At 56.8% G+C, this 24,357-nt stretch carries 13 protein-coding genes and 1 tRNA gene; 9 read left to right on the top strand and 5 right to left on the bottom strand.

The genetic code is table 11. The features are described 5' to 3' along the window. The first annotated feature begins 39 nt into the window (after positions 1-39). Positions 40-116, top strand: a tRNA-Met gene (locus HEQ60_RS08120). Positions 117-414: 298 nt separating this feature from the next. On the opposite strand, the gene HEQ60_RS10985 is transcribed toward HEQ60_RS08120, so the two are convergent. Together HEQ60_RS10985 and HEQ60_RS08130 are read right to left on the bottom strand one after the other, a co-directional pair. Beyond that, complete coding sequence (locus HEQ60_RS10985) at positions 415-699, bottom strand: hypothetical protein (protein WP_168071229.1); 285 nt, start codon at positions 697-699, stop codon at positions 415-417. A 34-nt stretch (positions 700-733) separates the two neighbouring features. Further along, entirely contained in the window at positions 734-940 is a 207-nt protein-coding gene (locus HEQ60_RS08130; RefSeq protein ID WP_168071230.1) for a hypothetical protein, read from the bottom strand. A gap of 62 nt (positions 941-1,002) precedes the next feature. Here HEQ60_RS08130 and HEQ60_RS08135 point away from each other — a divergent pair, with 62 nt between their 5' ends. Next, the gene (locus HEQ60_RS08135) at positions 1,003-1,152 is read left to right on the top strand and encodes a hypothetical protein (protein ID WP_168071231.1); all 150 of its coding nucleotides are present in this window, start codon (positions 1,003-1,005) and stop codon (positions 1,150-1,152) included. Between the two features lie 1,234 nt (positions 1,153-2,386). Here HEQ60_RS08135 and HEQ60_RS08140 read toward each other — a convergent pair. Further along, positions 2,387-5,263, bottom strand: coding sequence for a M10 family metallopeptidase C-terminal domain-containing protein (locus HEQ60_RS08140; protein ID WP_168071232.1), 2,877 nt, complete (start codon positions 5,261-5,263; stop codon positions 2,387-2,389). Positions 5,264-5,825: 562 nt separating this feature from the next. Here HEQ60_RS08140 and HEQ60_RS08145 point away from each other — a divergent pair. The 3 genes from HEQ60_RS08145 (at position 5,826) to gltB (ending at position 13,258) form a co-directional block, all read left to right on the top strand. Then, positions 5,826-6,989: an AGE family epimerase/isomerase gene (locus tag HEQ60_RS08145; RefSeq protein WP_168071233.1), complete on the top strand. Its 1,164-nt coding sequence runs from the start codon at positions 5,826-5,828 to the stop codon at positions 6,987-6,989. Between the two features lie 255 nt (positions 6,990-7,244). Further along, positions 7,245-8,705: an NAD(P)-dependent oxidoreductase gene (locus HEQ60_RS08150; protein ID WP_168071234.1), complete on the top strand. Its 1,461-nt coding sequence runs from the start codon at positions 7,245-7,247 to the stop codon at positions 8,703-8,705. Further along, positions 8,705-13,258, top strand: coding sequence for a glutamate synthase large subunit (gltB, locus tag HEQ60_RS08155; protein WP_168071235.1), 4,554 nt, complete (start codon positions 8,705-8,707; stop codon positions 13,256-13,258). The genes HEQ60_RS08150 and gltB overlap by 1 nt, the downstream gene beginning before the upstream one ends. Positions 13,259-13,260: 2 nt before the next feature. Here the strand turns inward: gltB and HEQ60_RS08160 are convergent, their stop codons facing one another. Next, on the bottom strand, positions 13,261-14,151 hold the full coding sequence (locus tag HEQ60_RS08160; protein WP_168071236.1) for a DUF1848 domain-containing protein: 891 nt from the start codon (positions 14,149-14,151) through the stop codon (positions 13,261-13,263). An 86-nt stretch (positions 14,152-14,237) separates the two neighbouring features. Continuing rightward, entirely contained in the window at positions 14,238-14,561 is a 324-nt protein-coding gene (gene trxA / locus HEQ60_RS08165) for a thioredoxin (protein WP_066133722.1), read from the bottom strand. 171 nt (positions 14,562-14,732) lie between these two features. On the opposite strand from trxA, the gene HEQ60_RS08170 reads away from it, so the two are divergent. The 4 genes from HEQ60_RS08170 (at position 14,733) to HEQ60_RS08185 (ending at position 24,353) form a co-directional block, all read left to right on the top strand. Beyond that, positions 14,733-15,077 carry a hypothetical protein gene (locus HEQ60_RS08170; protein ID WP_168071237.1) on the top strand — a complete coding sequence of 115 codons (345 nt, stop codon included), beginning with the start codon at positions 14,733-14,735 and terminating at the stop codon, positions 15,075-15,077. Positions 15,078-15,104: 27 nt separating this feature from the next. Next, on the top strand, positions 15,105-15,875 hold the full coding sequence (locus HEQ60_RS08175) for a competence/damage-inducible protein A (protein WP_168071238.1): 771 nt from the start codon (positions 15,105-15,107) through the stop codon (positions 15,873-15,875). Positions 15,876-15,887: 12 nt separating this feature from the next. Next, entirely contained in the window at positions 15,888-16,136 is a 249-nt protein-coding gene (locus HEQ60_RS08180; RefSeq protein WP_167805519.1) for a hypothetical protein, read from the top strand. A gap of 345 nt (positions 16,137-16,481) precedes the next feature. Then, entirely contained in the window at positions 16,482-24,353 is a 7,872-nt protein-coding gene (locus HEQ60_RS08185; protein ID WP_168071239.1) for a hypothetical protein, read from the top strand. The last annotated feature ends 4 nt before the right edge of the window (positions 24,354-24,357 follow it).

The raw sequence follows: 24,357 nt of genomic DNA on the forward strand, positions 1-24,357 counted from the left end.
AAAAATAAACGCTTGCTTCTATAAAGTACATAAAACAGACGCGGGGTGGAGCAGCCCGGTAGCTCGTCAGGCTCATAACCTGAAGGTCGCAGGTTCAAATCCTGCCCCCGCAACCAAAAATAAAAAAGCTCTTGGCATAAAAAACCACGAGCTTTTTTTGCTGAAAAATCTGAAAACGGGATAAAGTAATTGATCGCAATCTCCACGCATGCTGACCGTATAAGCATTCTAAGGGAAATGGAATAGCCAGATCACGGGAAGGTGCACCCAGAAAATTTATTGGTGTCTCGCTGTAGTATCAGAATTTACTGGATCTGGGACTTCAATACTGAAGTCCGTATTATGCTATTATTACACAGTTCAGTAGTATATTATGTGTATAGCCCCATATCATGCGAAAATGGAGTATTGGTTTTAGCGCATTTTATCGTGAGCTCTATTTTCTGTCTTGGATGAATAATTAGCGTCGTGTGAAATTGTGCTGCCGTAGTTGACTCCTTTGATTTGTATCCCCGTCTCTGATATCACTCGTGTATTCTCGAGAGCCAAACGTAACCTTTCGATATCGCGGTTGCGGTGGTGGAACCAGTCGGTGCTCCAGATCCGGTGAAAACGCCAGCCGAGATTTTCGAGAATATCTTGGCGCAGGCGGTCACGTACCCAAAATGTGGAATGATAGGTGGTTCCATTGCATTCCACGGCCAGAAGATATTACTCCTGGTCTCCTCGGGTGTCAGACACCACTACCTATTCTGAAGCCCGCCGTCCCGATCTGGATGTTGGCCAGATATCCAAAAGACCGAATAGCTTTTGCCACATCCTCCTCAAACGGACTGTCAGCATAAAGCCCAGTAATAACCGAGCCTTCCATCAGGCTGGTCTTCGCAAAATCAAGTAGCCGCTTCAGGACTCTTGATCCTTCACAAGATGAACGCGACAAGTCAATATCACCGGGGTTAAATGAAGAAAAGACAAGGCCTTCCAGGGGAAGGGAGGGGGGTGATGCCCCTGTCCCATAAAACCAATAATGTCAGAAATGGTATGGAACGGGGTCTCTGTGCTGCCGGGTATTGGTGTGTGCAGCAGGTTGGCAATCCGGTTCAGTTCGTCTCGCGTCTTCCTCAGGGGCTCCAGGCTTCCGACCTTTTGTAGTGTTGTGCTGCTGGCCATCAGCGTGGTGCCAAGTTCCTGCACCAGCGCTTTTTTGTTCGCCGCCCGGGGATGGAGTTCCAAGAAGATATCACGCGGTCCGCAGTGTACAAGTCGGTCATGTACGACTGACAAGGCGACTATTTTCTCGGTAAAAAAAGGACAAACTTTCCATCATAGACGGATGCTGCGATGATATTGGTGATGGTTTGTGATTTTCCTGTATCGGGTGGCCCCCAGACAACAAGGCTCTTGCCTTCCTCCATGACTTTTGTCTGCGAGGCATCAGCATTAACACCCTGAATAAGTCTTGCTGGTACAAGCGGTTCATCCCCCCCCCCCCGGGGGATAAAAAAACGGGGGATCCTCAAAAGCCGTCTGTAAGAAGCCCTCTCAGAAACGGGTTTACCCTCTGGCCAAGCCTCATGGCTCAGGTCGTGGTACATCAAAAGCTGGACAAAGGAGAAAAAGCCAAGCTCATACCATCTGTATCTATTAACCAGCTCTTCTGCCCGGATATGGCATCAGCTACCTGGGAAAAATAGGCAGATGGCAACCACCCTTCGCCTTCATTGACATCGTGTAGGTGGCAGTCACTCCTGCAGAGGCAGGTTTGTTGTGATGTCATCATCAAGGCATTTCAGCTTGAATTCTGATGTTCTTTAGTCAGGTACAAGCCTCACCGGGACCAAGAAGAAGGGGTGTCTAAATAAATATTGTCGGTCATCCGGCTCGACCCATCTGTAATGTTGTTGCCGGGTAGAGCAAAGATTATCTCATCGTCTTTTCCCTTCTTGTCTTTGTCCATTGCCCTGAAACGCATGCCTTTTACCTTCAAGCGCAGAAGGCTATAAATCGGGTCTGACTTCTTGTTTATGATGTTCAGGCAGTTAGCCCTGAGGTACGTGAATCAATTGGTTGCGCGTTCCGGTATCGAGGAGTTTCTGGCGTGCCTTGCCGACAAGACGCGCAATGAAGGGTTTATTCTTTTCAAGCATGTCTCTAGCCTCTGTTTACAAATTTCTTTTCGGGGAAGAGGTGATTTGTGTAAAGGAAATCTGACTGTTTTAAAATGGCTATAAACCTGTCAATGGCTGGGTGACGGGCAAAAGGAAAGTAACGTGTTTTCTTGCTATATTACTGTGATGCGGATGCTGTTGTATGGCTCGGAATCTTATCAATTGGATCCCTGTTCCACATGTTTCAAGGAACAGGGTGTACTGTTTAATTCTCATGTTTATAATAATGTTGTGCCGTCATCACTGAAGCCAAGACCTGTCAGGGTGATGCTGAAGCCTTTTGTTTGAGCGTTTCCATCTGTATCGAAGTACAGGACTATGCCGTTGTCTGCTTTCTCTATTCGGATAGACGGAGACTGCATGGAATTCGGTTTCTGGTTCGTATGCATCTCAGGGAGGGAGGGCACGACGGCACCAGGCTGTATGGCCTTATCTTGTTTGGTGCTGAAATCCAGAACCATATCGTGGCCGTGTGTGTCAGTGGTGCGAGGCGGATCATGATCTTCTTGGTCTTTGATACCCTCTTGTTCTTGACTGGCCCTGAGATGCACCACCCTCGGACTTTCGGCGTGGTCAGATGTCATGGCGGGAGTATTTTTTGGTTTATGCGGCATGTCAGACAGTATGGCATCAGGCGCGTTCCTTAACACAAGGTCTTTGGCCGTCAGCAGGGGGTTATCCTTGAGTCTGAGCTCGACCTCGGCTGTACTGAGCTCAAGGTCCGTATCACCCCTCAGGACAAGATCCCTTCCTTCCAAGAAGGTCCACAGGGTCCCCGGTGCAGGACGGTCTCCGAGCAGGGTAAAGATGTATCCTGTTTGAGAGAGATCAATCCTGTCTTCCCCGGGTTGGAAATCCAGAATCCTGTCACCATGGGTTTCTGCCGTCGTGGTGTAGAGAAAGATATCAGCCCCTGGGCCTCCGTGGAGTGTGTCGGCACCTGGTCCTCCATGCAGAGTATCTACACCATTTCCCCCCCTGATCCAGTCTCGCCCCTCTCCGCCATTCAGGCGGTCATTGCCATTGTTTCCGCGCAGCGTATCGCTTCCTGCACCGCCATTCAGGGTGTCATCACCAGAGCCACCCCTGAGCATGTCGTCTCCTGTGCTGCCGTTCAGAATATCGTTACCCTTTCCACCCGAAATCTTGTTAAGTCCTTTGAATTCCGAAAGCCCAAGGATGACGTCTTCCGTTGTTTCCGCAGCATTCAGGTGGTTCCCGTTTATGGTCAGGGTGTTGTTAACTCCGTCGATATCGTTTGCTGTCAGGAGTGGGCTGTTCATAATTCTGAGCTCGACTTCAGCCGTGTCAACATCGTGGTCTGTATCACCCCGCAGGACCAGATCTTCTCCTTCGGTGGTTGTCCATAGGGATCCCGGTGCAGGTTGGTCTCCGAGCAGGGAAAAGATATGTCCTGTTTCAGAAAGATCGATCCGGTCTTCCCCGGGTTGAAAATCCAGGATCCGGTCACCGTGGGTTTCTGCTGTTGTAGCGTAGCGGAAGGTATCGGCTCCGGGCCCTCCGTGGAGGGTATCAGCCCCCGCTCCTCCGGTCAGGATATCGTTTCCCCCGTCACCTTTCAGCCAGTCTTCTCCTTCTCCGCCATTCAGGTGATCATTACCGGCATTGCCACAGATCTCGTCGTTTCCACCTTCGCCATCCAGTATATTATCTGCCTCGTCCCCGGTCAGCTGGTCTCCCGCGTGGCCTCCTTTGATGTTCTCGATATTCCGTATGTGATCTTCCTCTGTATTGTCCACGTATACAGTGGCGTCCTGTGATCCATGCAGTGTTACCCGGACAGGTGCTGTCTTTCCATCGTACCAGGCCCAGTCTGTGCCGGATCCTCCATCCAGGCTGTCTTTGCCTCTTCCCCCCCGGAAGGTATTGTCTTTTTCATCCCCTGTCAGCGTGTCGTCACCCGATCCTCCGTAGATTCTTTCGATATTCTTGACCGTATCTTCAGCCCAGCGATGGATGTAGACGTTTGCCTCCTCTGACCCCAGCAGCGCGACCCGGACGGGTTCGCTCTGCCCGCTGTAGGATGCAAGGTCGTTTCCCTCACCGCCATCCAGGCTGTCTTTGCCCGGACCTCCCCTGAGAATGTCATCGCCTGCGCCGCCATACAGGAAATCATTTCCGTTTCCCCCTTCCAGGTGGTCATCTCCGGCGCCGCCGTGCAGGGTGTCAGTACCTGGACCGCCGTTCAGAATGTCGTGTCCATCCCTTCCGTCCAGAAAGTCATTGCCTTTCTCGCCCAGAAGAGTGTTGTCGCCTTCGTCTCCGGTGATTTGGTCATTCCCCCAGCCACCACGTATGTTCTCGATATTCCGGACTGTGTCTTCGGCGATGCCCCCCACATATACGGCGGCATCCTGTGCGCCATGCAGTGTTACACGAACAGGAGCTGTTTTGTCGGTGTAGTCGGCGAAGTCATCACCATCACCACCGTCCAGCGCGTCATGACCGTGTTCGCCCTTCAGGGTGTCGTTTCCGGCGACACCATCGAGAACATCATTTCCGCTGCCGCCATCCAGGGTATCGTCCCCGGCCCCACCATAGAGGACGTCATTGCCGGTATTGCCCTTAAGCCAGTCATTCCCATCTCCCCCGTCCAGAAAGTCTTCTCCGCCCCCTCCCCGGAATTCGTTGCTGCCTTCATCTCCTGTCAGTTCGTCATTTGCCCAGCCGCCGCGTATATTCTCGATGTTACGGATAGTGTCCTCGGCAACAGTGTCTACGTACACGGTTGCGCTTTGAGATCCTTGCAGGGCTACCCGGACAGATGCTGTTTTCTCGTCGTACCAGGCCCAGTCTGTTCCGGCACCGCCATCCAGCGTGTCGCTGCCCGGACCCCCTTTGAGGACGTTGCTTCCATCGTCACCTGTCAGATGATCATTACCCTGACTGCCGTAGACACTTTCGATACTGTTTACAGTATCTTCCGGTACACCATTGACATACACAGTGGCTTTTTCTTTCCCGCGCAGGATGACCCTGATCGGCTCGTGGCGGTCTTCGTAGGACACCGAATCATTCCAGCCGGGGCCGCTGAAGACCTCTTTCATATTTGGTGTATCTTTGTATTCCTTCATGGTCCCCTCCTGCGTGGCTGGGAGCCTGTGTTGCCTTGCTGATGGATGGTGAAGAGATGCGAGCAAGGTGAACCTGGGCCAGACCACGACGGCCTTGTGCCATCAGGGTGTAAGCAACAGGTGGTGGATTCTCACCCCTGTTGGTATGGATTTATCCGGTCTTTTTTGGACACAGCCCAGCTACAGGAAACAGTCTTCACCGTCAGGAGATGGAAGAACCATCTTCATGACCTGCTGTTCCATGGGCATGCGGCCTTGTTTTAACTATTTTGTAGCAGAAATAATAAATTTGACTAACCTATTGCTAAATTTTTCATTTTTATTATGCGTACATCCTGTTGATCAGGGCAGATTCAGCATTGATATGAATGAGTAGATAACTTGTCCTGTTGTTGACATATTTTGTTTTCTTATCTTTTGGGTGTCTCTTGGTCACGGTTGTATCGTGATCCGGTGATACAAGGTTTGTCCTGCGACAGTGCGGTGTCATGGTATAAAGTCGTTGCGCCCGGACTTATCCCCGGACTTTATTTGCCTCTCTGACAGATACCGGACTTTTCTGATGACACTTTCTGTACGTTCTCTCGACAGGGCTTTTATGGCAGGTCATCTTGATATCTGGGCGGGACCTGGATGGGACAAGGAAACAGAATCGACCGTCGAGATCCTGGAGGAAGATGGCACACCACGCTGTCAGACGCCCCGTCGTGTGATGGCCTTGTGCCGCCAGCTCTATGTACGCTGTGCCCTGTATGCGATTGATCCCGTCTTGTGTCGTGATCAGGGGGGGCGTCTTCTGGAAAGGCTGGACACCCTTTATGCCGATCCTCTGAACGGGGGATGGTGGTTCAGTGTCATGCCGGATGGCGAGGCTGCAGACCGGCGCAAGGATTTGTATGCCCATGCCTTTGTTGTTCTGGCAACAGCGGTTGCGGCCTCGGTTCTTGGTCACGATCGGGCACTGTTCCTGGCGCGGCGGACAATGGATGACATTCGGACGCTGTTTACCCTTCCTGACCGTTCGTGGTTTGCAGCCGGGGCAGACCCGGATGGATCAGGGCCGGACAGACGCCTGTTGCAAAACCCGCACATGCATTTGTTTGAGGCGGCTATGGCTTTTGCCCTGGTTTCAGGTCGTAGTCAGGATGCCGACATGGCTCACCATCTGGCTGCTTTGTTTCCGTCGCTTCTGCATCCCCAAGCCGGAATGGTTGCGGAATACTTTGGGGAAGACGGGTCCCCCGAGCTTGCGGCCCGGGCCCAGATTGAACCGGGCCATCAGTTTGAGTGGGCGTGGTTGTTGCATGAATATGCGGTGCGCTTCCACGAGCCTGGTCCTGTGCAGCAACGCTGGCTGGACCAGGCTCATGACCTTCTGGAACGTGGCATGACGTGCGGGATTGATCGTGCGTTCGGTGGTGTTTTCAACAGTGTGGATGCGCATGGCCGCGTGACAGATGAGGGAAAGCGTATCTGGCCTTTGACTGAATTGCTCAAGGCATTGGCTGTTCTACGACCGGGGCAGGAGAAGGAATTCCTGGATTTTCTTGGTCGCACGTATCTGCGCCCGGGTGGCTTCTGGATTGAGGCGTGCAGCCGTTCTCTTGAGCCATTTGATCAAACACTGCGTGCCAGTACGGGCTATCACCTGGCAACGGCCTGGCAGGAGCTGGGGCGTATGGCGGGCGGTCGCGGCGTTTATGATCTGGGGCGCGCGTCCCCTTGATGCTTTTGTAAGGATATGGGCCTAGTTCTGTCAGCATGGCGTTTATAGAGCCTGGGTTGCGGCCCGTTATGGTTTTAAGGAGCGCATAAATGGTCAGCTATACTGACTATTTATGCGGCTTTCTTGTTGCGTGAGAGCACGGTAACCCGTATACCCGAATAGTTGGGTTACTGCTCGTATTCCTCCTGTGGGTTGAGAGCGATTCTCTTCTGCGGTGCTATTGTGCCGGGACCGCTTGATTGGGGAGGTTTTTGCATGCCGTCAAAGATGATGCAGTTTGTCCGTCTGGATCAGCAGACACCTGACAAGCGTTCCGCGCAGGAGCGGTGCGGTGACTTTGACGAAATTTACAGCGTGTTTAACCCGGACAAGGCCAGTGAGCAGGCTTCGCGTTGCATGCAGTGTGGCATTCCGTTCTGCCAAATTCATTGTCCGCTCGGGAATAATATTCCCGATTGGTTGGCCATGGCCGCAGCAGGTCGCCTGCGTGAGGCATACGAGTTAGCCTCCGCAACCAATGCCATGCCGGAAATTTGCGGGCGTATCTGTCCGCAGGATCGTCTTTGCGAGGGATCCTGTGTCCTGGAGCAATCGGGCCACCACACAGTGACCATCGGTGCAGTTGAACGTTTTGTCACCGATACAGCATGGGCGCAGGGGTGGGTGAAGCCTTTGCAGCCTGGTCCGGCACGGGGTCAAAGTGTTGGTATTATCGGTGCCGGTCCGGCGGGGTTGGTTGCGGCAGAAGAACTTCGTCTTCGTGGCTTTGATGTTGATGTCTACGATCGCTACGATCGTGCTGGCGGGTTGCTGGTTTATGGTATTCCCGGCTTCAAGCTGGAAAAGGATGTGGTGCGCCGTCGTGTCCAGCGACTGCAGGACGGTGGCATTGTGTTTCATCTTGGCGTGGATGTTGGGGGCAATCTTTCCTTCTCCACTCTCAGGGAGCGCCACGACGCCATTCTGCTTGCCACGGGCGTGTACCGGGCACGCAATCTTTCAACACCGGGGTCCGGCCTACGTGGAGTGGTTCCAGCCCTGGACTATTTGATTGCATCCAGTCGTGCCGGCTTTGGGGATGCTGCTGTGGACCTCGGGTTGGATGCGCGGGACAGGCATGTTGTCGTCATCGGGGGTGGTGATACTGCGATGGACTGTGTGCGTACAGCCGTTCGTCAAGGGGCACGCAGCGTCAAGTGCCTTTACCGGCGTGATCGTGACAATATGCCCGGTTCCCTGCGTGAAGTTTCCAATGCCGAGGAAGAAGGCGTGGAGTTTGTCTGGCTGTCAGCACCCGAGGCTTTCCTGGATGAAGGAACGCCCGGTCACGTATCAGGGGTGCGGGCTGTGCCGATGTATCTGGGCATTCCGGATGCCAGTGGCCGCCAGACACCCCGCCCGGTTGGGGATTCCCACTTTGTTCTGCCTGCTGGCCTTGTGATCGAGGCCCTGGGTTTTGATCCCGAGGATGTGCCGACCCTCTTCGGGGAGTCTGCATTGCGTGTAACGGAGTATGGAACGCTGGTGGTTGATCCGCAGACCGCAATGACCTCGGTGGAGGGTGTGTTTGCTGCCGGCGACATTGTACGCGGTGCATCTCTGGTGGTTTGGGCTATCCGTGACGGGCGGGAGGTTGCGGCCTCAATAGCGGATTACCTTGAAAAACGGTCGGATGCAGGGGCTGTTGCCGGTCTTGGTGAAGGAGTGCGGGTATAATGGGAAACCAGTCTGGTGCCGAGACAGGCAAGCCGTTTCCAGCCGATTGGCATAACAATGTCCGGACCCTGGAAGAAGCACACCTTTACTCTCCGCTTCAAGAGCATGACGCTTGTGGTGTTGGCCTGGTCGCAGCCCTTGATGGAAAGCCCCGGCGCCAGGTGGTCGAGGCTGGTATCAGCGCCCTGAAGGTTCTGTTTCATCGTGGGGCTGTTGATGCGGATGGAAAAACGGGCGATGGTGCCGGCATTCACGTTGCCATCCCGCAAGCCTTCTTCAAGGCTCATGTTGAACGCATTGGCCACAAGCCGCTGGACGGGGTGATGGCGGTGGGCATGATTTTTCTGCCCAAAAACGACATGCTGGCACAAGAGCGGTGCCGGATGATTGTTGAAGCCGAGATTCTGCGCTGTGGGTACGGGATCTATGGCTGGCGCCAGGTGCCGGTTGATATCGATGTGATCGGGGAAAAAGCCAACGCGACGCGTCCCGAGATCGAACAGATCATGATCGCCAATACCCGCAATGTTCCTGAACAGCAGTTTGAAACAGACCTGTACGTTCTGCGTCGCCGGATGGAGGCCAAGGCATCTGCCGAGAATATTTCCGAGTTCTATGTGTGCTCGCTGTCCTGCCGCTCCGTGATTTACAAGGGCATGTTCCTGGCCGAGCAGCTGGATACTTTCTATCCGGACCTAGCCGATGAACGGTTTGAATCCCCGTTTGCCATCTATCACCAGCGGTATTCCACCAATACATTCCCGACGTGGCGTCTGGCCCAGCCGTTCCGGATGTTGGCCCACAATGGAGAGATCAACACCCTTTCCGGCAACATCAACTGGATGCGGGCGCATGAGACCCGCCTTGAGAGCTCTGTTTTTGGCGCCCGTGTTCGTGACCTGAAGCCGGTTATTCAGCCTGGCGGGTCTGACTCTGCTGCCCTGGACAACGTGTTCGAGCTTCTGGTGCGGGCCGGGCGTCCGGCACCTGCGGTTAAGGCCATGATGATTCCGGAGAGTCTTTCTTCCGGATCGGTCATGCCGGATGCGCACCGGCATTTCTTCCGTTACAGCAACTGCGTGATGGAACCGTGGGATGGCCCGGCCGCTGTCTGTGCCTATGACGGGCGCTGGGTTATTGCCGGTCTGGACCGAAATGGTCTTCGTCCCTTGCGCTACACCATAACCGGTGACGACCTGCTGATTGTGGGATCGGAAACGGGCATGGTGCGCATTGATGAAGCCAGTGTTCGGGCCAAGGGGCGTGTTGGTCCCGGGCAGTGTATCGGCATAGACCTGCTGGAAGAGCGATTCTACGGTGATGATGCGCTGAAAACCGCCATGGCTTCCCGTGCTCCCTTTGGGGCATGGACATCCCGGATGACGCATTTGGACAGCCTGATAAAGGGATCGGGGATGTCCAGTCCAACGCTTGATGCCGGTACGCTGTGTCGTCGGCAGCTTGCTCATGGTATGACTCTGGAAGACATGGAGCTGATACTGGCCCCGATGATCGAGGAAGCCAAGGAAGCCATTGGCTCGATGGGTGATGATACACCCTTGGCCGTGCTTTCGGACCATTATCGTGGATTGCATGTCTTCTTTCGGCAGAATTTCAGCCAGGTGACCAATCCACCCATTGATCCACTACGGGAAACGCGGGTCATGAGCCTGGGAACCCGTCTGGGCAATTTGGGCAATATCCTGGATGAAGATCCGTCCCAGTGTGATATTTTGCAGATCGAAAGCCCGGTCTTGACCAATGCCGAATTTCGGGCCATGTGCGCCTATATGGGTGATGCAGCCGCTTTTGTGGATTGTACCTTCGACGTTCATGGTGGTGAGCATGCCCTGCGTGAGTCCGTGCGTCGTATCCAGAACGAAACCGAAGATGCTGTTCGTGGTGGTTGTACCCACGTTATCCTGACGGATGAGTCTGCGTCTGCAGACCGTGCTCCCATGCCGATGATCCTGGCTGCAGGGGCTGTGCACACCTGGTTGATTCGCCAGAAGCTGCGTACATTTACCAGCTTGAATGTCCGGTCCGGTGAATGTCTGGATACACACTCTATTGCTGTTCTGATCGGTGTCGGTGCTACCACGGTCAATGCCTGGCTGGCTGAGGAAGCTATCCATGACCGTGTCCGCCGGGGTCTTCTGGGCGGAATTTCGCTGGAGCAGGCACTGAAAAACTTCCGCAAGGCCCAGGATGATGGTTTGCGGAAGATCATGTCAAAGATGGGTATCTCCGTTGTGTCCTCGTACCGTGGGGGGCTGAACTTCGAGGCTGTTGGCCTGTCCCGTGCCTTGGTGGCGGAATTTTTTCCCGGTATGCCGTCCCGGATTTCCGGTATCGGCATGGCAGGGATCCAGAAAATGGTCCTGGAGCAGCATGCCCGGGCCTGGAAGGCTCCTTCGGTCGTTCTTCCTGTCGGTGGTCTGTATCGCTATCGGCGTGGTTCCGGCGAGACGCACGGTTTTGAGGGGACCCTGATCCATATGTTGCAGATGGCTGTGACGCGAGAGGATTATGCCCTGTATCAGCGTTATACCCGTGGGGTTCGTGCGTTACCGCCGATTTCATTACGTGATTTGCTGGATTTCCGCCGGGCGGAGCGTCCGTTGCCTTCGGATGAGGTAGAATCCGTGACCCAGCTGCGCCGCCGTTTCGTAACGCCGGCCATGTCACTGGGGGCTTTGTCGGAAGAAGCCCATGGCACCCTGAACATTGCCATGAACCGGATTGGTGCCAAGTCAGACAGTGGAGAGGGAGGCGAGGTGCCGGAACGGTATCGTCCCCGCCCGAATGGCGACAATGCCAATTCAGCAATCAAACAGGTGGCATCCGGGCGTTTTGGCGTGACGGCGGAGTATCTGAACCAGTGCCGTGAAATTGAGATCAAGGTTGCACAAGGTGCCAAACCTGGCGAGGGAGGGCAGTTGCCTGGCTTTAAGGTAACAGCGCAGATTGCAGCCCTGCGCCATTCAACACCGGGGGTGACACTGATCTCTCCTCCCCCCCATCACGATATTTATTCCATCGAGGATCTGGCCCAGCTTATCTATGACCTGAAGCAGATCAATCCAAAGGCCCGCGTTGTGGTCAAGCTGGTTTCCCGGTCCGGCATCGGGACCATTGCGGCTGGTGTAGCCAAGGCCAGGGCTGATGTCATCCATATCTCCGGGCATGCTGGCGGAACTGGCGCCAGTCCGATGACATCGATCCGCTATGCCGGGCTGCCGTGGGAGCTTGGCCTTTCGGAGGTTCACCAGGTCCTGACTCTCAACCGTTTGCGTCATCGGGTTCTTTTGCGCACGGATGGCGGCATCAAGACAGGCCGCGATGTGGTTGTGGCCGCCATTCTTGGGGCCGAGGAGTTCGGGGTTGGCACGGCAAGCCTGATTGCCATGGGCTGCATTATGGTGCGCCAGTGTCATTCCAATACATGCCCGGTCGGGGTTTGTACGCAGGATGAGGCCCTGCGGGCCAAGTTCGGCGGCACACCGGAAAAGGTTGTCAACCTGTTCTCCTTTATGGCTGAAGAGGTGCGGGAAATCTTGGCCGAGCTGGGTTTCCGGACCTTGAACGAAATTATCGGCCGGACCGACCTGCTGTACCAGGTTTCAAGGGGGGCGTGGCATCTCGATGACCTGGACCTGAATTCCCTTCTGGTCAAGGCGGATGCAGGGGGGCTGCCGACTGTTTGTGCCGTGCAGGGACGTAACGAGGTTGATGAAACCCTTGATGCTCGCATGATTGAGGATGCCCGTTCTGCCCTGGAGGACGGGGAGAAGATGCAGCTCACCTATCATGTGCAGAATACGCACCGTGCGGTTGGAACCGGGTTGAGCCACAGGATTGTGACCCGCTATGGGATGAAGGGGCTTCAGCCGGGCCATATTACGGTTCGCCTGCGTGGGTCTGCGGGGCAGTCCCTTGGGGCCTTTGCCGTGCAGGGCCTGAAGCTGGAGGTTTTCGGAGATGCCAACGACTATGTTGGCAAGGGGTTGTCTGGTGGTGCCATTGTTGTGCGCCCCCCGGTGTCCAGTCCGCTTTTGTCCCAGGATAATACCATTATCGGAAACACGATCCTGTATGGAGCAACGGCGGGAACTCTTTTTGCGGCAGGGCAGGCTGGTGAGCGTTTTGCTGTGCGCAACTCAGGGGCTGTTGCCGTGATCGAGGGGTGTGGATCAAATGGCTGCGAGTACATGACGGGCGGGGAAGTTGTGATCTTGGGGTCTGTTGGTCCGAATTTTGCCGCCGGTATGACCGGTGGTATGGCCTATGTTTTGTGTGATGACAGTCTTGATCATCTGGTCAACCTAGATTCCGTGATCTGTCAGCGTATCGAAATGGATTACTATGCACATCGCCTGAAGGAGCTGGTGCGCCAGCATGCCTGTGAAACAGGGTCTCGCTTTGCCGAGAAAATACTGGCTGAGTGGCACTGTCAAATCGGGAATTTCTGGCAGATTGTGCCCCGGGAGATGGTGGCGCGTCTTGAAATGCCTGTTTCCCGACGCCTTCCGGGGGCTTGCGTTTCTGCCTGATGCTACAGGGCTTCTTGGCCTGCTTTGTGAGACTGCGCAGCCTCGCGTGCTTTTACGTGTGTTGTTGTAGCATAGCAGTAAATACAGCCTTGCGGGCAGGTATTATAGGCCCCGATATCCTTGCTGGCTGCACAGGCACAAGCCGCACGGTGGCTGCGGGATCCGGTGATGATAGTCTGTCCTGCCAGGCGTGACAGGCGTTCTGTATCTATGCAGGCAGCATCGTGCAGGCCGGGAACCAGAAGATGGCGCTGGGCGCACAGGGACAGGGTCATACCGTTATCCTGGGCGATGGCGAGTAGGTCCCCCAGCAAGGCTTTCTTGGTGTCATCATCCGGATCATGCCAGGTCAGGTTACTGTGCTGTGCTGCCCTCTCAAGGGATCGCCGTGTCTTGCTGTAAAACTGGGCAAAGCTGACAACAACTTCGTTGACGGCACCTCTCAGATCTCGGGCCAGGCGGGAAAATGTCTCACGGTGCCAGTGGGGTGGTGTCAGGGATGTGAAAAGAATGGGATCATAACGCCAGACAACGGCATCAGGTCCGCGGGCTCTGGCCAAGGCGCGTATCATCTCAACGGCCTGATGTGCATCCGGGACAAAACGGTCCAGGTTGCGGGGATAGCCGGTAACCGTGAACTGGATAACAGTGGGCAGTCCCAAGGCATCGACGGCTGGCAAGTGATGCAGGAATGGCTCGATATTCCGGGTCCACAGAACAAGACCGGACAGGGCATGCGGACGAAGGTCGACCGTAAAGGGCCTGTTGTTCCAGACATTGTGTACCGTGACGTGCCCGGCCTGCAGCCGGTTGATGAACCAGTCTCCATAAAAGGCCGGTATGTCGGTCTTGTAACTGGCGGACAGGACGGGCCTTGTTTCCTTGCACGTCACGCCATGTGTCCCCTTTGATCGAAGAGAAAGCCGCCAGCGGCGGCTTTCTGTGTCAGCAATATGCAGACCAAGTCGGGATTCATGCCTTACTTTGGCATCGATGTCTTGATCCAGTCCTGCAGCACGCTTTTCATCGGGGGTGCGCCAACCTTTGTTGCTGTGAGCTGTCCATTGTGGAACAACATCAGGGTCGGAATGCCACGGACCCCGTACTTGCCGGGCGTCAGCGGGTTTTCATCAATGTTGATCTTGGTAATTTCCAGCGTTTCGCCCATTTCGGCTGACAGTTCGTCCAGCAGAGGGGCTAGGGTCCGGCAGGGGCCGCACCATTCTGCCCAGAAATCAACCAGAACCGGCTTTTCTGCTTTCAGGACATCTTTTTCAAAGCTGTCATCCGTCACCTGCTTCATGTGTATGCTTCCTTAGTCATCATGGTCGGCTTGTATCCTGGACTCTAGGGAGCGGCGGTGATGTCGTCAAGGCCAGGTCAAGGCGCTTTGGGGTGGGTATCGTGTGCAGTCTCTTTTCATTCCAGGTGTTCCCGGATAGGCTGTCAGCCATTTTTATCGAGGAACCTGTTGATGCCACCGAAGAACAACCCCCTGAAACTCAACCCCCTGCAGTTGAAGACCCTGACCTTGCTTCAAGTCCTGGCCGGGATGCCCGATGCCAGCCAGCCGGATCCGGAAACTGGAGACCCCATGGTTACCGCGTTTCCTGATCCCCACGGGAACCATTTTCACCTTGGATCTTGGGTCGTTTCTTCTTCCGATGCCACAGGCCTGCGTAATGAGGCTGTTTGGAAGGCCTTGACCCGCAAGGGGTTGGCCACGTCGCGCTGGCCTTATGGCATTTCGGTCACAGCTCCGGGGATGGCCTATGAAACCGGGCTGAAAAGCAAGATCCTGCATGGCTCTGACCATTGATAGACTTGTTTTGCGGAGTGTCGCATCATGCCCGATCGCACAGCCTGTGTTCTTGTTATCGGTAACGAGGTCCTGTCCGGGCGAACGCGTGATGCGAACATTCCCATGATTGCAACAGGTCTGGCCGGGATTGGTATTGCCGTGAAAGAGGCCCGTATTATACCTGATGTGCACGAGGCAATTGTTTCAGCCTTGCACGATGTCCGTGATCGTTTCGATCTTGTTTTCACAACCGGCGGCATCGGTCCAACACACGATGATATTACGGCTGAGGCTGTTTCAGCGGCTTTTGGGGTTGAGCTGGAGCAAAACCCCGATGCTGTAAAGCGGTTGCGTGATTATTACGGTCCCGAACACTTAACCCCGGCACGGCTGCGTATGGCCCGTATCCCTGCCGGGGCGGCTCTTTTGGACAATCCGGTCAGCGCGGCTCCGGGGTTTTGTATCGGGAATGTGTATGTTCTGGCCGGTGTTCCCCGCATTGCGACGGCCTGCTTTGACCTGTTGAAGCCGGGTCTGGCCGGTGGGGCTGCGATTGTCTCCAGGGCTGTTTCCGCTGCGGTACGTGAAAGTGACCTTGCTGTGTCCTTGGGGGGCATACAGGCTTCGTTTCCTGACGTTGACATCGGCAGCTACCCTTTCATGACTCCGAAAGGCTATGGCGTCAGTATTGTTGCCCGTGGCACGGATCCGGAACGATTGGACCAGGTTGCTGCGGTTGTTGCTGATGCCATGCGGGCGCTTGGTGTTGAGCCGTTCTTTGCCGACCACGCGGCGGCGGCTGATGAATCATCCTGAGGGGGATGCGGTATGCCGGTGAGCCCACAGGAAAAGAAGGCCCTGAAATTCTTGTTCCAGCATCTGTTGGCAGGGTGTGCCGGTGCTCTGCTATGCGGCATTATGATACTGTGGCTTGATATTGGAAATATTCGTACGCTTGCTTTCCGGTCTGATCACCCGGTTCTTTATACGGGGCTGCTTTTTTTCGGTCTTTTTGTTACCTTTGGCAGTGTCAGCATGGGTATAGGCATCATGAGTCTGGGTGAAGACCGTAACTAGAGTGCTTGTTGGCCCTTGTTTTTGTTCTTAATGAACAAATATATTTCTATGCAGACAATAAATGTACCGATTGGGCTGAAAGCACGGCTGTGCTGATGCTACAATGTGGTGCGGCTGTGTATGCGGGATTCGTGCACGGACAGGATGCCTTGTCCCTGTCATTGCTTCTGAATCCAGACCAGCTGCATGGGGCGGCCTTGTTTGTATCGGCATGCCGCAGTGCTTGCCCCCGAGTGTTGTTTCCGGGGGGTGCGTATCCAGTGTAGCGGGCTTTCCAGCCTGTAATGCTGCCCGGATACGGGATTGGGCTATCCCCGCTGAAGGGGTCAGTGCAAGGAATATGCGATGGCCGATGAAGCTCCCCGCCTGGTTGAGCCTGAGGAAATAGAAATCCTGAGCTCCGAAACACCTGTCACCGATGGGCAGCCAACGGGTGAGCGTGCAACGGTGTCTGCTGCTGTCGGGGATGATGAAGTTAATGGCGAGATGGATGCGCTCGCCCGGGCTATCGAGGAGCCAGAGCAGGATTCACCCCAGAACGTGGGTAACTTGGGTGTCTTGCACACCGGCAGCCGGTCGGAGGCCGACGTACAGGTTCTTGGCGGTGAGCTTGATACGGTGCCAACACCCGCTCCTGGTGTTTCAGCGACCGAAGATGGAAACCAGGGTATTCCGGATGGCATCATTGGTTCCGGGGTGGTGAACCCGCCGGCTGCCAGTTCCGAGGACACGCCTTCTTCTGTGGCCCCTCTTGCACCATCGGCAGGTTCCGGGGCTGGACCTTTGCCCCCGGACCTGCCAAGTTCGCCGGTTGCTGCGGTACAGGGTGCTCCTGTTATCGTTGCTCCGGAGCAGGCCAATGCCCCGCCGGTGCCCGAGGATACGCAGGATGCCACTGTGGCCACGGCCCCTGTTATTCCTGAAGACCAGCAACAAACGGTCCAGATCCCGGCGGTGGCTCCGGTTGTGTCCCTTGTCCCGGCTGCAGGTGCTGAAGACAATGGCATCGCCTTGTCAATCACTCTGTCCAGCCCCGGGGTGGGGATCCTGGATATTGTCATCAGTAATCTGCCGGCAGGGACTGTACTGAGTGCAGGAACTCCCATTGATGCGACCAGCTGGCGGGTTTCCGCTGCTGATCTCGATGGCCTTCAGTTGACACCGCCGTCGAATTTCAGCGGTGAGCTTGCGGTAACTGTGACGGCAACGACCACCGGAACAGCCGGAGATACGGCCAGCTCTGTCACTATCTTGCCGGTCACCGTGACACCGATAGCCGATGCCCCTATTCTGGATGTTCCTGCCTTGACTGTGGGGGCAGAGGATACGGACGTTCCCTTTGATATTCAGGTGTCGTTGACAGATACCGATGGATCGGAAAGTCTGACGATTACAGTTTCCGGTCTTCCTGCCGGGGCGACCCTGAGCAAGGGCACGCAGCAGGCCGACGGGTCATGGACCCTGTCCTCCGGCGACTTGCCGGGCCTGACCCTGAGGCCACCAGCTGATTTCAGCGGTACCATCAACGCCACGGTAACCGCAACCTCGACCGAAGGGCAACCGGCGGCCTTGCCGGAGCAGCAGTCTGCCTCTGTTGATACAGCTGTATCCCTGACCATCACTGGTGTTGCCGATACGCCGACACTGGTGGTCGCGCCTCCTGCTGCCGGGGTTGAAGATACGGCCCTTCCCTTGACGATCAATGCCAATCTTCAGGACATTTCAGAAACGCTGTCCGTTGTGATTTCTGGGCTTCCGGCTGGTGCAACCCTCAATCAGGGTACGCAGGGGGCCGATGGCAGTTGGACCCTTTTGCCGGCAGAGCTGGCCGGTCTGCAGCTGAATCCGCCGCCCAATTACAGCGGTTCGTTCAATCTTGTGGTGACCGCCGTATCAACGGAGCAGGATGGCGATACGGCCAGCACCTTGCAGACCGTTCCGGTCACAATTGCCCCGGTTGTGGATGCGCCGACGCTGACGGCCTCGCTTCCGGCTTCCAGTCAGGAAGACACGGCTGTTTCCTTTGATGTCCAGGCTGCCCTTGTCGATACCGATGGTTCGGAGAGCCTGACCGTCACGGTGACGGGCCTTCCTGCAGGAGCGACCTTGAGCAACGGAATACAGAACGCTGATGGATCCTGGACCTTGGCCCCGGATGACCTGCCCGGGCTTTTGCTGACACCGCCACCGAATTTCAGCGGTACCATCAATGCCACGGTGACGGCGACCTCGACCGAAGGACAGCCGGTTGCCCTGGGTCCACAGTCGGCCAGTGTCGGGGCCTTGGTCTCTGTCTCGGTTGCCGGCGTTGCCGATGGGGCTGTGGTGTCAGCCAGCGCCCCGGCGGCAGGGAACGAAGATACCCGTATTGGTCTGAACCTGTCTGCCGCGCTGTCGGACAACGATGGTTCCGAGAGTGTGGTGCTGACCCTGTCGGGTATGCCGGCAGGAAGCACATTCTATCTCGGGACGGACGGTGCCGCTGCCGAGGTGACTGCAAACGTCAATGCGGACGGATCCGTTACCCTTGCCCCTCTGTCTGTAGGCGAAGTGGCATCCCTGTCCGTTCTGGCCAAGGGCAGTACGTCCGGGCACTACGCCGGGGCCTATACCCTGACGGTCAGCGCCGTATCTGTCGAGCAGGACGGTAACGTGTCGGCCCCGTCAGTGATGACGGTTCCTGTCGTGGTCGCGCCGGTATCCGACGGCGTCAGCACGTCCGGCCAGAGCGTATCCGGCCTTGAGGATACAACGATCGCCTGGCGTCCGGTCTTTACGCTTGTCGATCGTGACAATGCTGCTTCCGGTGATACCAGCGGTGCACCGGGGCAGGAAAAGGTCACGACGGTTTCCCTATACTCCAATGATCCTGATATGGCGGGCAGTGTGTGGAAGGTTGCGCTTCCCGGTCAACCCGAGCAGGTGTTGACCATCCAGACCGGATCTTTTTCCACCGGCAGCGGATCCACGGTCTACCAGTACAAGATCAATATCCCGACGGATGCCATTCAGGTGGCTGATGGGGCTGCTGCCGACCGCTTTGCGGTTGAAGGCTTGACGGTCACGCCGTCTCCGGATAGCGACCGTGACATCAGTGTGGTCTTTGGTGTCGGGACGGAAGATACTGCCAACGGCATGACCGCCAGCCGTGTGACCAATGTCAGCGGAACAGTCAGGGTTACGGCTGTTGCTGATGATATTGTCCTGACGGCTGCCGATGTCACCGGCAAGGAAGACCAGGGGATTGGCGGGGCGAATGTGTTTCCCCTCAACCTGTCTGCCACCCTGCAGGATGTGGATGGGTCGGAGCGTGTTGCCTCTGTCGAGATCACGGGTGTTCCCGACGGCTGGAAGCTGGTCGGCGCCACGGGTATTACCGACGCCGGGGGTGGTGTGTGGCGGTATTCTCCGACAGACAGCGGAGGCATAAACAGAAGCCCTGACCTGTCGGGTCTTCGTCTTGAACTCCCGCAGCATGAAGCCACCAATGGCCCGATATCCCTGACCATGCGTGTGTCCTGGTATGATCCGGGTACAGAAGGGGGGGCAGGCGTCAGCGCCGCACGGGCGCAGAGCACGGATTTTACGGTAACGGTTGATCCGGTCGCCGACGCCCCGGTTGCCATTATCAAAACCGTTGTTGGCAATGAAGACACGCCGCTGGCTGTGTACATCAACCCGCAGACACCGGACAGTGATGGTTCGGAAGTGCTCTCTGTCCTTCTGTCCGGCCTGCCCGATGGCGTGAAGTTTGGTCACATGGTCGGCGGTGCGTTCCAGGAATTGACCGGTGTGACATCCAGTGTTGGCGGGCAGACGGTCTGGACCCTTTCCGAAGCCCAGTTGTCGGGTTTGCACATGATGCCCCCGGCCAACTCCAACAAGGACTTTACCTTTACCGCAACAATCCGCACGACCGAAACCGGCGGACCGGCGGATGCGGATAATGTTGCCGAGATGGTACAGACGGTATTCGTTGACTTGCGCGGAGTGGCTGACGGTAGTGCCTTGGCGGATGGTACGGTCATTACCCGGACCGGATCCGAGGACACGGTCATTGACCTGAATATCAGCGGCATTCCGATGGTGGACACCGATGGATCGGAAAACGCCAGCTATGTTCTGGATCTGTCGGCGCTGCCATCCGGCTTCACGCTGACCGGTGTTCCGGAGCAGGCTCTGGTGCCTCTGGGTGGTGACCGCTGGTCGGTGGCGGCGTCCGAGGCCGGGAATCTGAAGCTTGTGCCACCCAAGGATTTCTCCAATGCTTTCCCCGGTGGTACCGATGTGCGTATCGGGCTGGAGATCCGCAGTACGGAAAATGACGGCAGTGTGAGGGTCGAGAACCATCCCCTGGACATTCGCGTCAATGCGGTTGTTGATGCCCCGCATGTGGCCAGCCCGGATGCAGGGCGCGAAGACAGCGAGCTGACCATTCCCCTGACGGTCAGTACCGGCGACAGCGATGGCTCGGAGACAGTCAGCAGCCTGTATCTGACAACGCACCTGTCTGGCTTCAAGGTGACCAATGGATCCGGGGCAGAGCTGACGTGGAATGCCTCCCTGGGGCGTTATGATGCCAATCTGTCCGGGCAGACGGTTCTGAAGTTGCAGCCCCTGGACGGGCGTCAGGATCTTGGTGGTGATGGTGCCGATGTTCCCTACACCCTTCAGGTAACGGTTCGGGATGCCGGTGGTGTGCAGGCAACCTTCAATGTCGGGCGGACCATTGTGGTCAATCCGGTTGCCGATACGCCGGAGCTGTCAGCCTCGGTTCAGGGAACAGCGCGGGTTGGGTCACCCCTGGATATCCACCTGTCAATTGCCAGTGGCGAGGTTGGCCATCTGGTGGGTGGAACCTATGTGCCCGACGGATCGGAGAAAGTTGGCCTGCAGGTTAGTGGCATGGTCAACGGGGTTGTTCTGGTGCAGGAAATGCCCGACGGCAGTCTGAACCAGATCGGCCGCAACAATGGTGATGGTACCTGGACCCTGGATAACCAAACCCTGGACGGGCTGCGCGGGCCGGATGGCGCCATACCGGACGGCATCATCAAAGTCTGGGCCCCATGGGGTGAAATGAGCGGGGGCGGGACTTACACTCCTGTTTCATCCCTGACCCTGGGTCTGAAAGCCATTGCGGTGGAACCGGATGGAACCGGTGCCGACCGTGTAGCCAGCGATGAAACAACCTTGAACCTGAACTGGAATCAAGGCGGTGGCGGGGGTCACCATGGTGGTGGCAATGGCAATGGCAATGATGGCTCAGTCCATTGGGGTGGGGATGGCGTTATACACGGCGTGGAAGATGTGCCGGTGACCTCGCTTAATCTGGGCAACATGCCCACTGATGTGGCCGAGGTAGTCATCAGTGGTGTTCCGGCCGGGGCTTCGTTCTCCGCAGGGACGGATATGGGCAACGGGGTGTGGAAAATTGCCGCGGCAGACATTCCATCCCTTGTCTTCACCCCACCAGAGGATCTGGGCGGAAGTGGTACCGCCGTCGAAGGGCTGAACCCGGTGACACCTTCGGGCTTTTCACCTCCCGGTCTGGCGCTTGGTCTGGGGAAGGAGATGTATGGCGGGACCATCATCCTGACTGTGGAAGGGCATGACAGCAGCGGCAACCCGGTTTCCGGTGGTGCCTTTATCCGTGCTGTGTCTTTGGTGCCGGAAGCGGATGCTCCCACACTGTCCGGCACCCCTCTGTCCGGCAGCGAGGATGCCCCCCTGTCCCTGTCCGGTATTACGGTTACGACCAATGATGTGGATGGTTCGGAGACTGCCAGTGCCTTGATCAAGGTACCACAGGGCTTTGTGCTGTCGGTTGATGCCCCCCCGCTGCGCTACGATACCGTTGGCGGTGGTGACGGGCAGCCGGCCTTTGCCCTTAATGCCGGTGGCGCCGCTGTGTATGCCGTTTATTCTGTCGCCGCGGCTGACATACCCAGTCTGACCTTGGTGCGGGATCCGTCTGTTCTGGCTGCTGAGAACTATTCAGGGCCCCTGAAGATCTATGTGACCGGTGTTGCAACAGAGCTGGAGGGAGGGCAGGCCAGCGTGGAGCAGGCCTTCACGCTGGATGTGGCAGCGGTTGCTGATGGCGCGGCGTTGTCCTCTGCCCCGGCAACCGGTACCGAAGATGGCGGAGCCATTGCCCTGAACCTGTCGGCCAGCCTGATCGACAGCAGCGAAACCCTGACATCGCTGGCGGTTCTGGGTGCCGATGCATCAAAGGTGACATTTGTTGATGGTGCAGGCCAGCCGGTACCCGACCTGTCTTCCCTGACCCTGGCCCAGGTGCAGGATCTGCATGTTCTGCCAGCAGCCAATGTGGGTGGTGATGTCAGCTTTGTCCTGAAAGCGGTGACGGCCGATGGTGCGGACACCAAGGAAACCCAGCATGTGGTAACGGTGCATATCACGCCGGTAGCGGATATGCCGTCTGTTGTTGTGACCCCGGCCCAGTCTGGTCCCTTTGCCTTCTCCGGGAACGAGGATACGGCGATTGCCCTGGATATTGCCGCATCCCTGACCGATACCGACGGATCGGAATCCCTGTCCTTGGTTCTGGATATTCCCTTGGGGGCCACGCTGGTGCATGTGGCCGGTGATGGATCGATGACCGTTGCCGGGGCCAATACAGGCAACGGAAAGTGGGTGCTGGGTACGTCAGATCTTCCGGGTCTGCATATTGTACCGCCGCAGGATTATAATGGCTCCATGACGGTCAATGTGACGGCTACCGCGTGGGAGAACGGACTGCGCAGCGGTGCGGTATCGCAAAGTCAGTCCTTTGCTGTTGAGGTTGTCGCGCAGGCAGATACACCGGATATCGAGCCTCCACGCACTGTTGCCGGTCAGGAGGATGTTGGTGTTCCAATAGATCTGGGGCTTGCCCCGGCGCCGCAACCGGCTGGCCCCCATGCCACGCCGGAAACCCTGACCCTGGAAATTGTCGATGTGCCTGCTGGTGCATCTTTCACTCTGTCCGACAATGCGGTTGGCACACAGGGGGCGGGTGGTGTCTGGACGTTCTCCGCCGCCGAGGTTACCCAGATCATGGCAGCCGGGTCCGGGGCCTTCAAGGTTGTTCCTCCGTCCAACAGTGACGAAAGCTTTACCCTCGGGGTGCGGGCCATCAGTACCGATGGCGATACGACGGCATCTTCGGCCGGGTTGGGTGACAGCCCCTATCGTCCGGTGACGGTGACGCTGGAGGCGGTAGCCGATGCTCCCTCTCTGTCAGTGTCAGATGTGTCCGGTTCGGAAGACCAGCCGATTGCCCTTGATATTGCGGCTGCTCTTGTCGATACCGATGGCTCCGAGACACTGTCTGTCACTCTGTCCGGCTTGCCGTCTGGTGCCATCCTGTCTGCCGGTACCAACACCGGAAACGGCAGCTGGACCCTGACCCCTGCGCAGTTGCCGGGTCTGACCTTTACCGCTCCGGCGCACGAAAGCGGTACCTGGACGCTCTCTGTTTCGGCAACGTCGACAGAGAATGCCAACGGTGATACCGCAACCACTTCGGCCTCGTTGACGGTGACCGTGGATCCGGTAGCCGATGCTCCGGATGTTTCTGCGCAGTCCGTTGTGGCAGACAGCGGGGCCCCGGTTGCCTTGTCCCTTGTTGCCGGTCTGGTTGACAGCTCCGAGACGCTGTCACTGACCCTGACCGGAGCTCCGGAAGGCAGCTTGTCGGCCGGAACATGGGATCCATCGACTTCCAGTTATCACCTGCAACCATCAGAGCTGTCGGGCCTTGTCTTTACCCCGCCGTCCGGTGATGCGGCTGAGTTTCCCATGGCACTGACCGCTGTTTCAACAGAGTCCAATGGCAGTACCGCCCAGTCCAGCGCCGATTTTACGGTCACCGTTCCGGATGTGCCGCCGGATACGCCACCGGTATCGGCCATGTTCTTCCTGTCCGATGCGGGTGGAGACGCTTGGAATACCTTCCTGTCTGATGACAGTGTGCCCGTTGCCGGAAATGATGGCGGTGTGGCTGCTGCAGACCAGCTGGTAACCCTTGGCAGTGATACGTTTGATACTGGCGCCGGCGATGTGTCCGGTGGAATGGTTGATGCTGTCGTTGCCGGGGGTGGCCTTGACTTGGCTGGCCTTGGTGACAGTGGTGGAGCAGGGGATCTCATCATCCCGCACGAGGGTGACCATGGAGCGGGTTCGGTAGCTTCCATGGCTGGCGGGATTTGACCCT

Source organism: Haematospirillum sp. H1815 (assembly GCF_012102705.1).
Lineage (GTDB): Bacteria > Pseudomonadota > Alphaproteobacteria > Rhodospirillales > Rhodospirillaceae > Haematospirillum.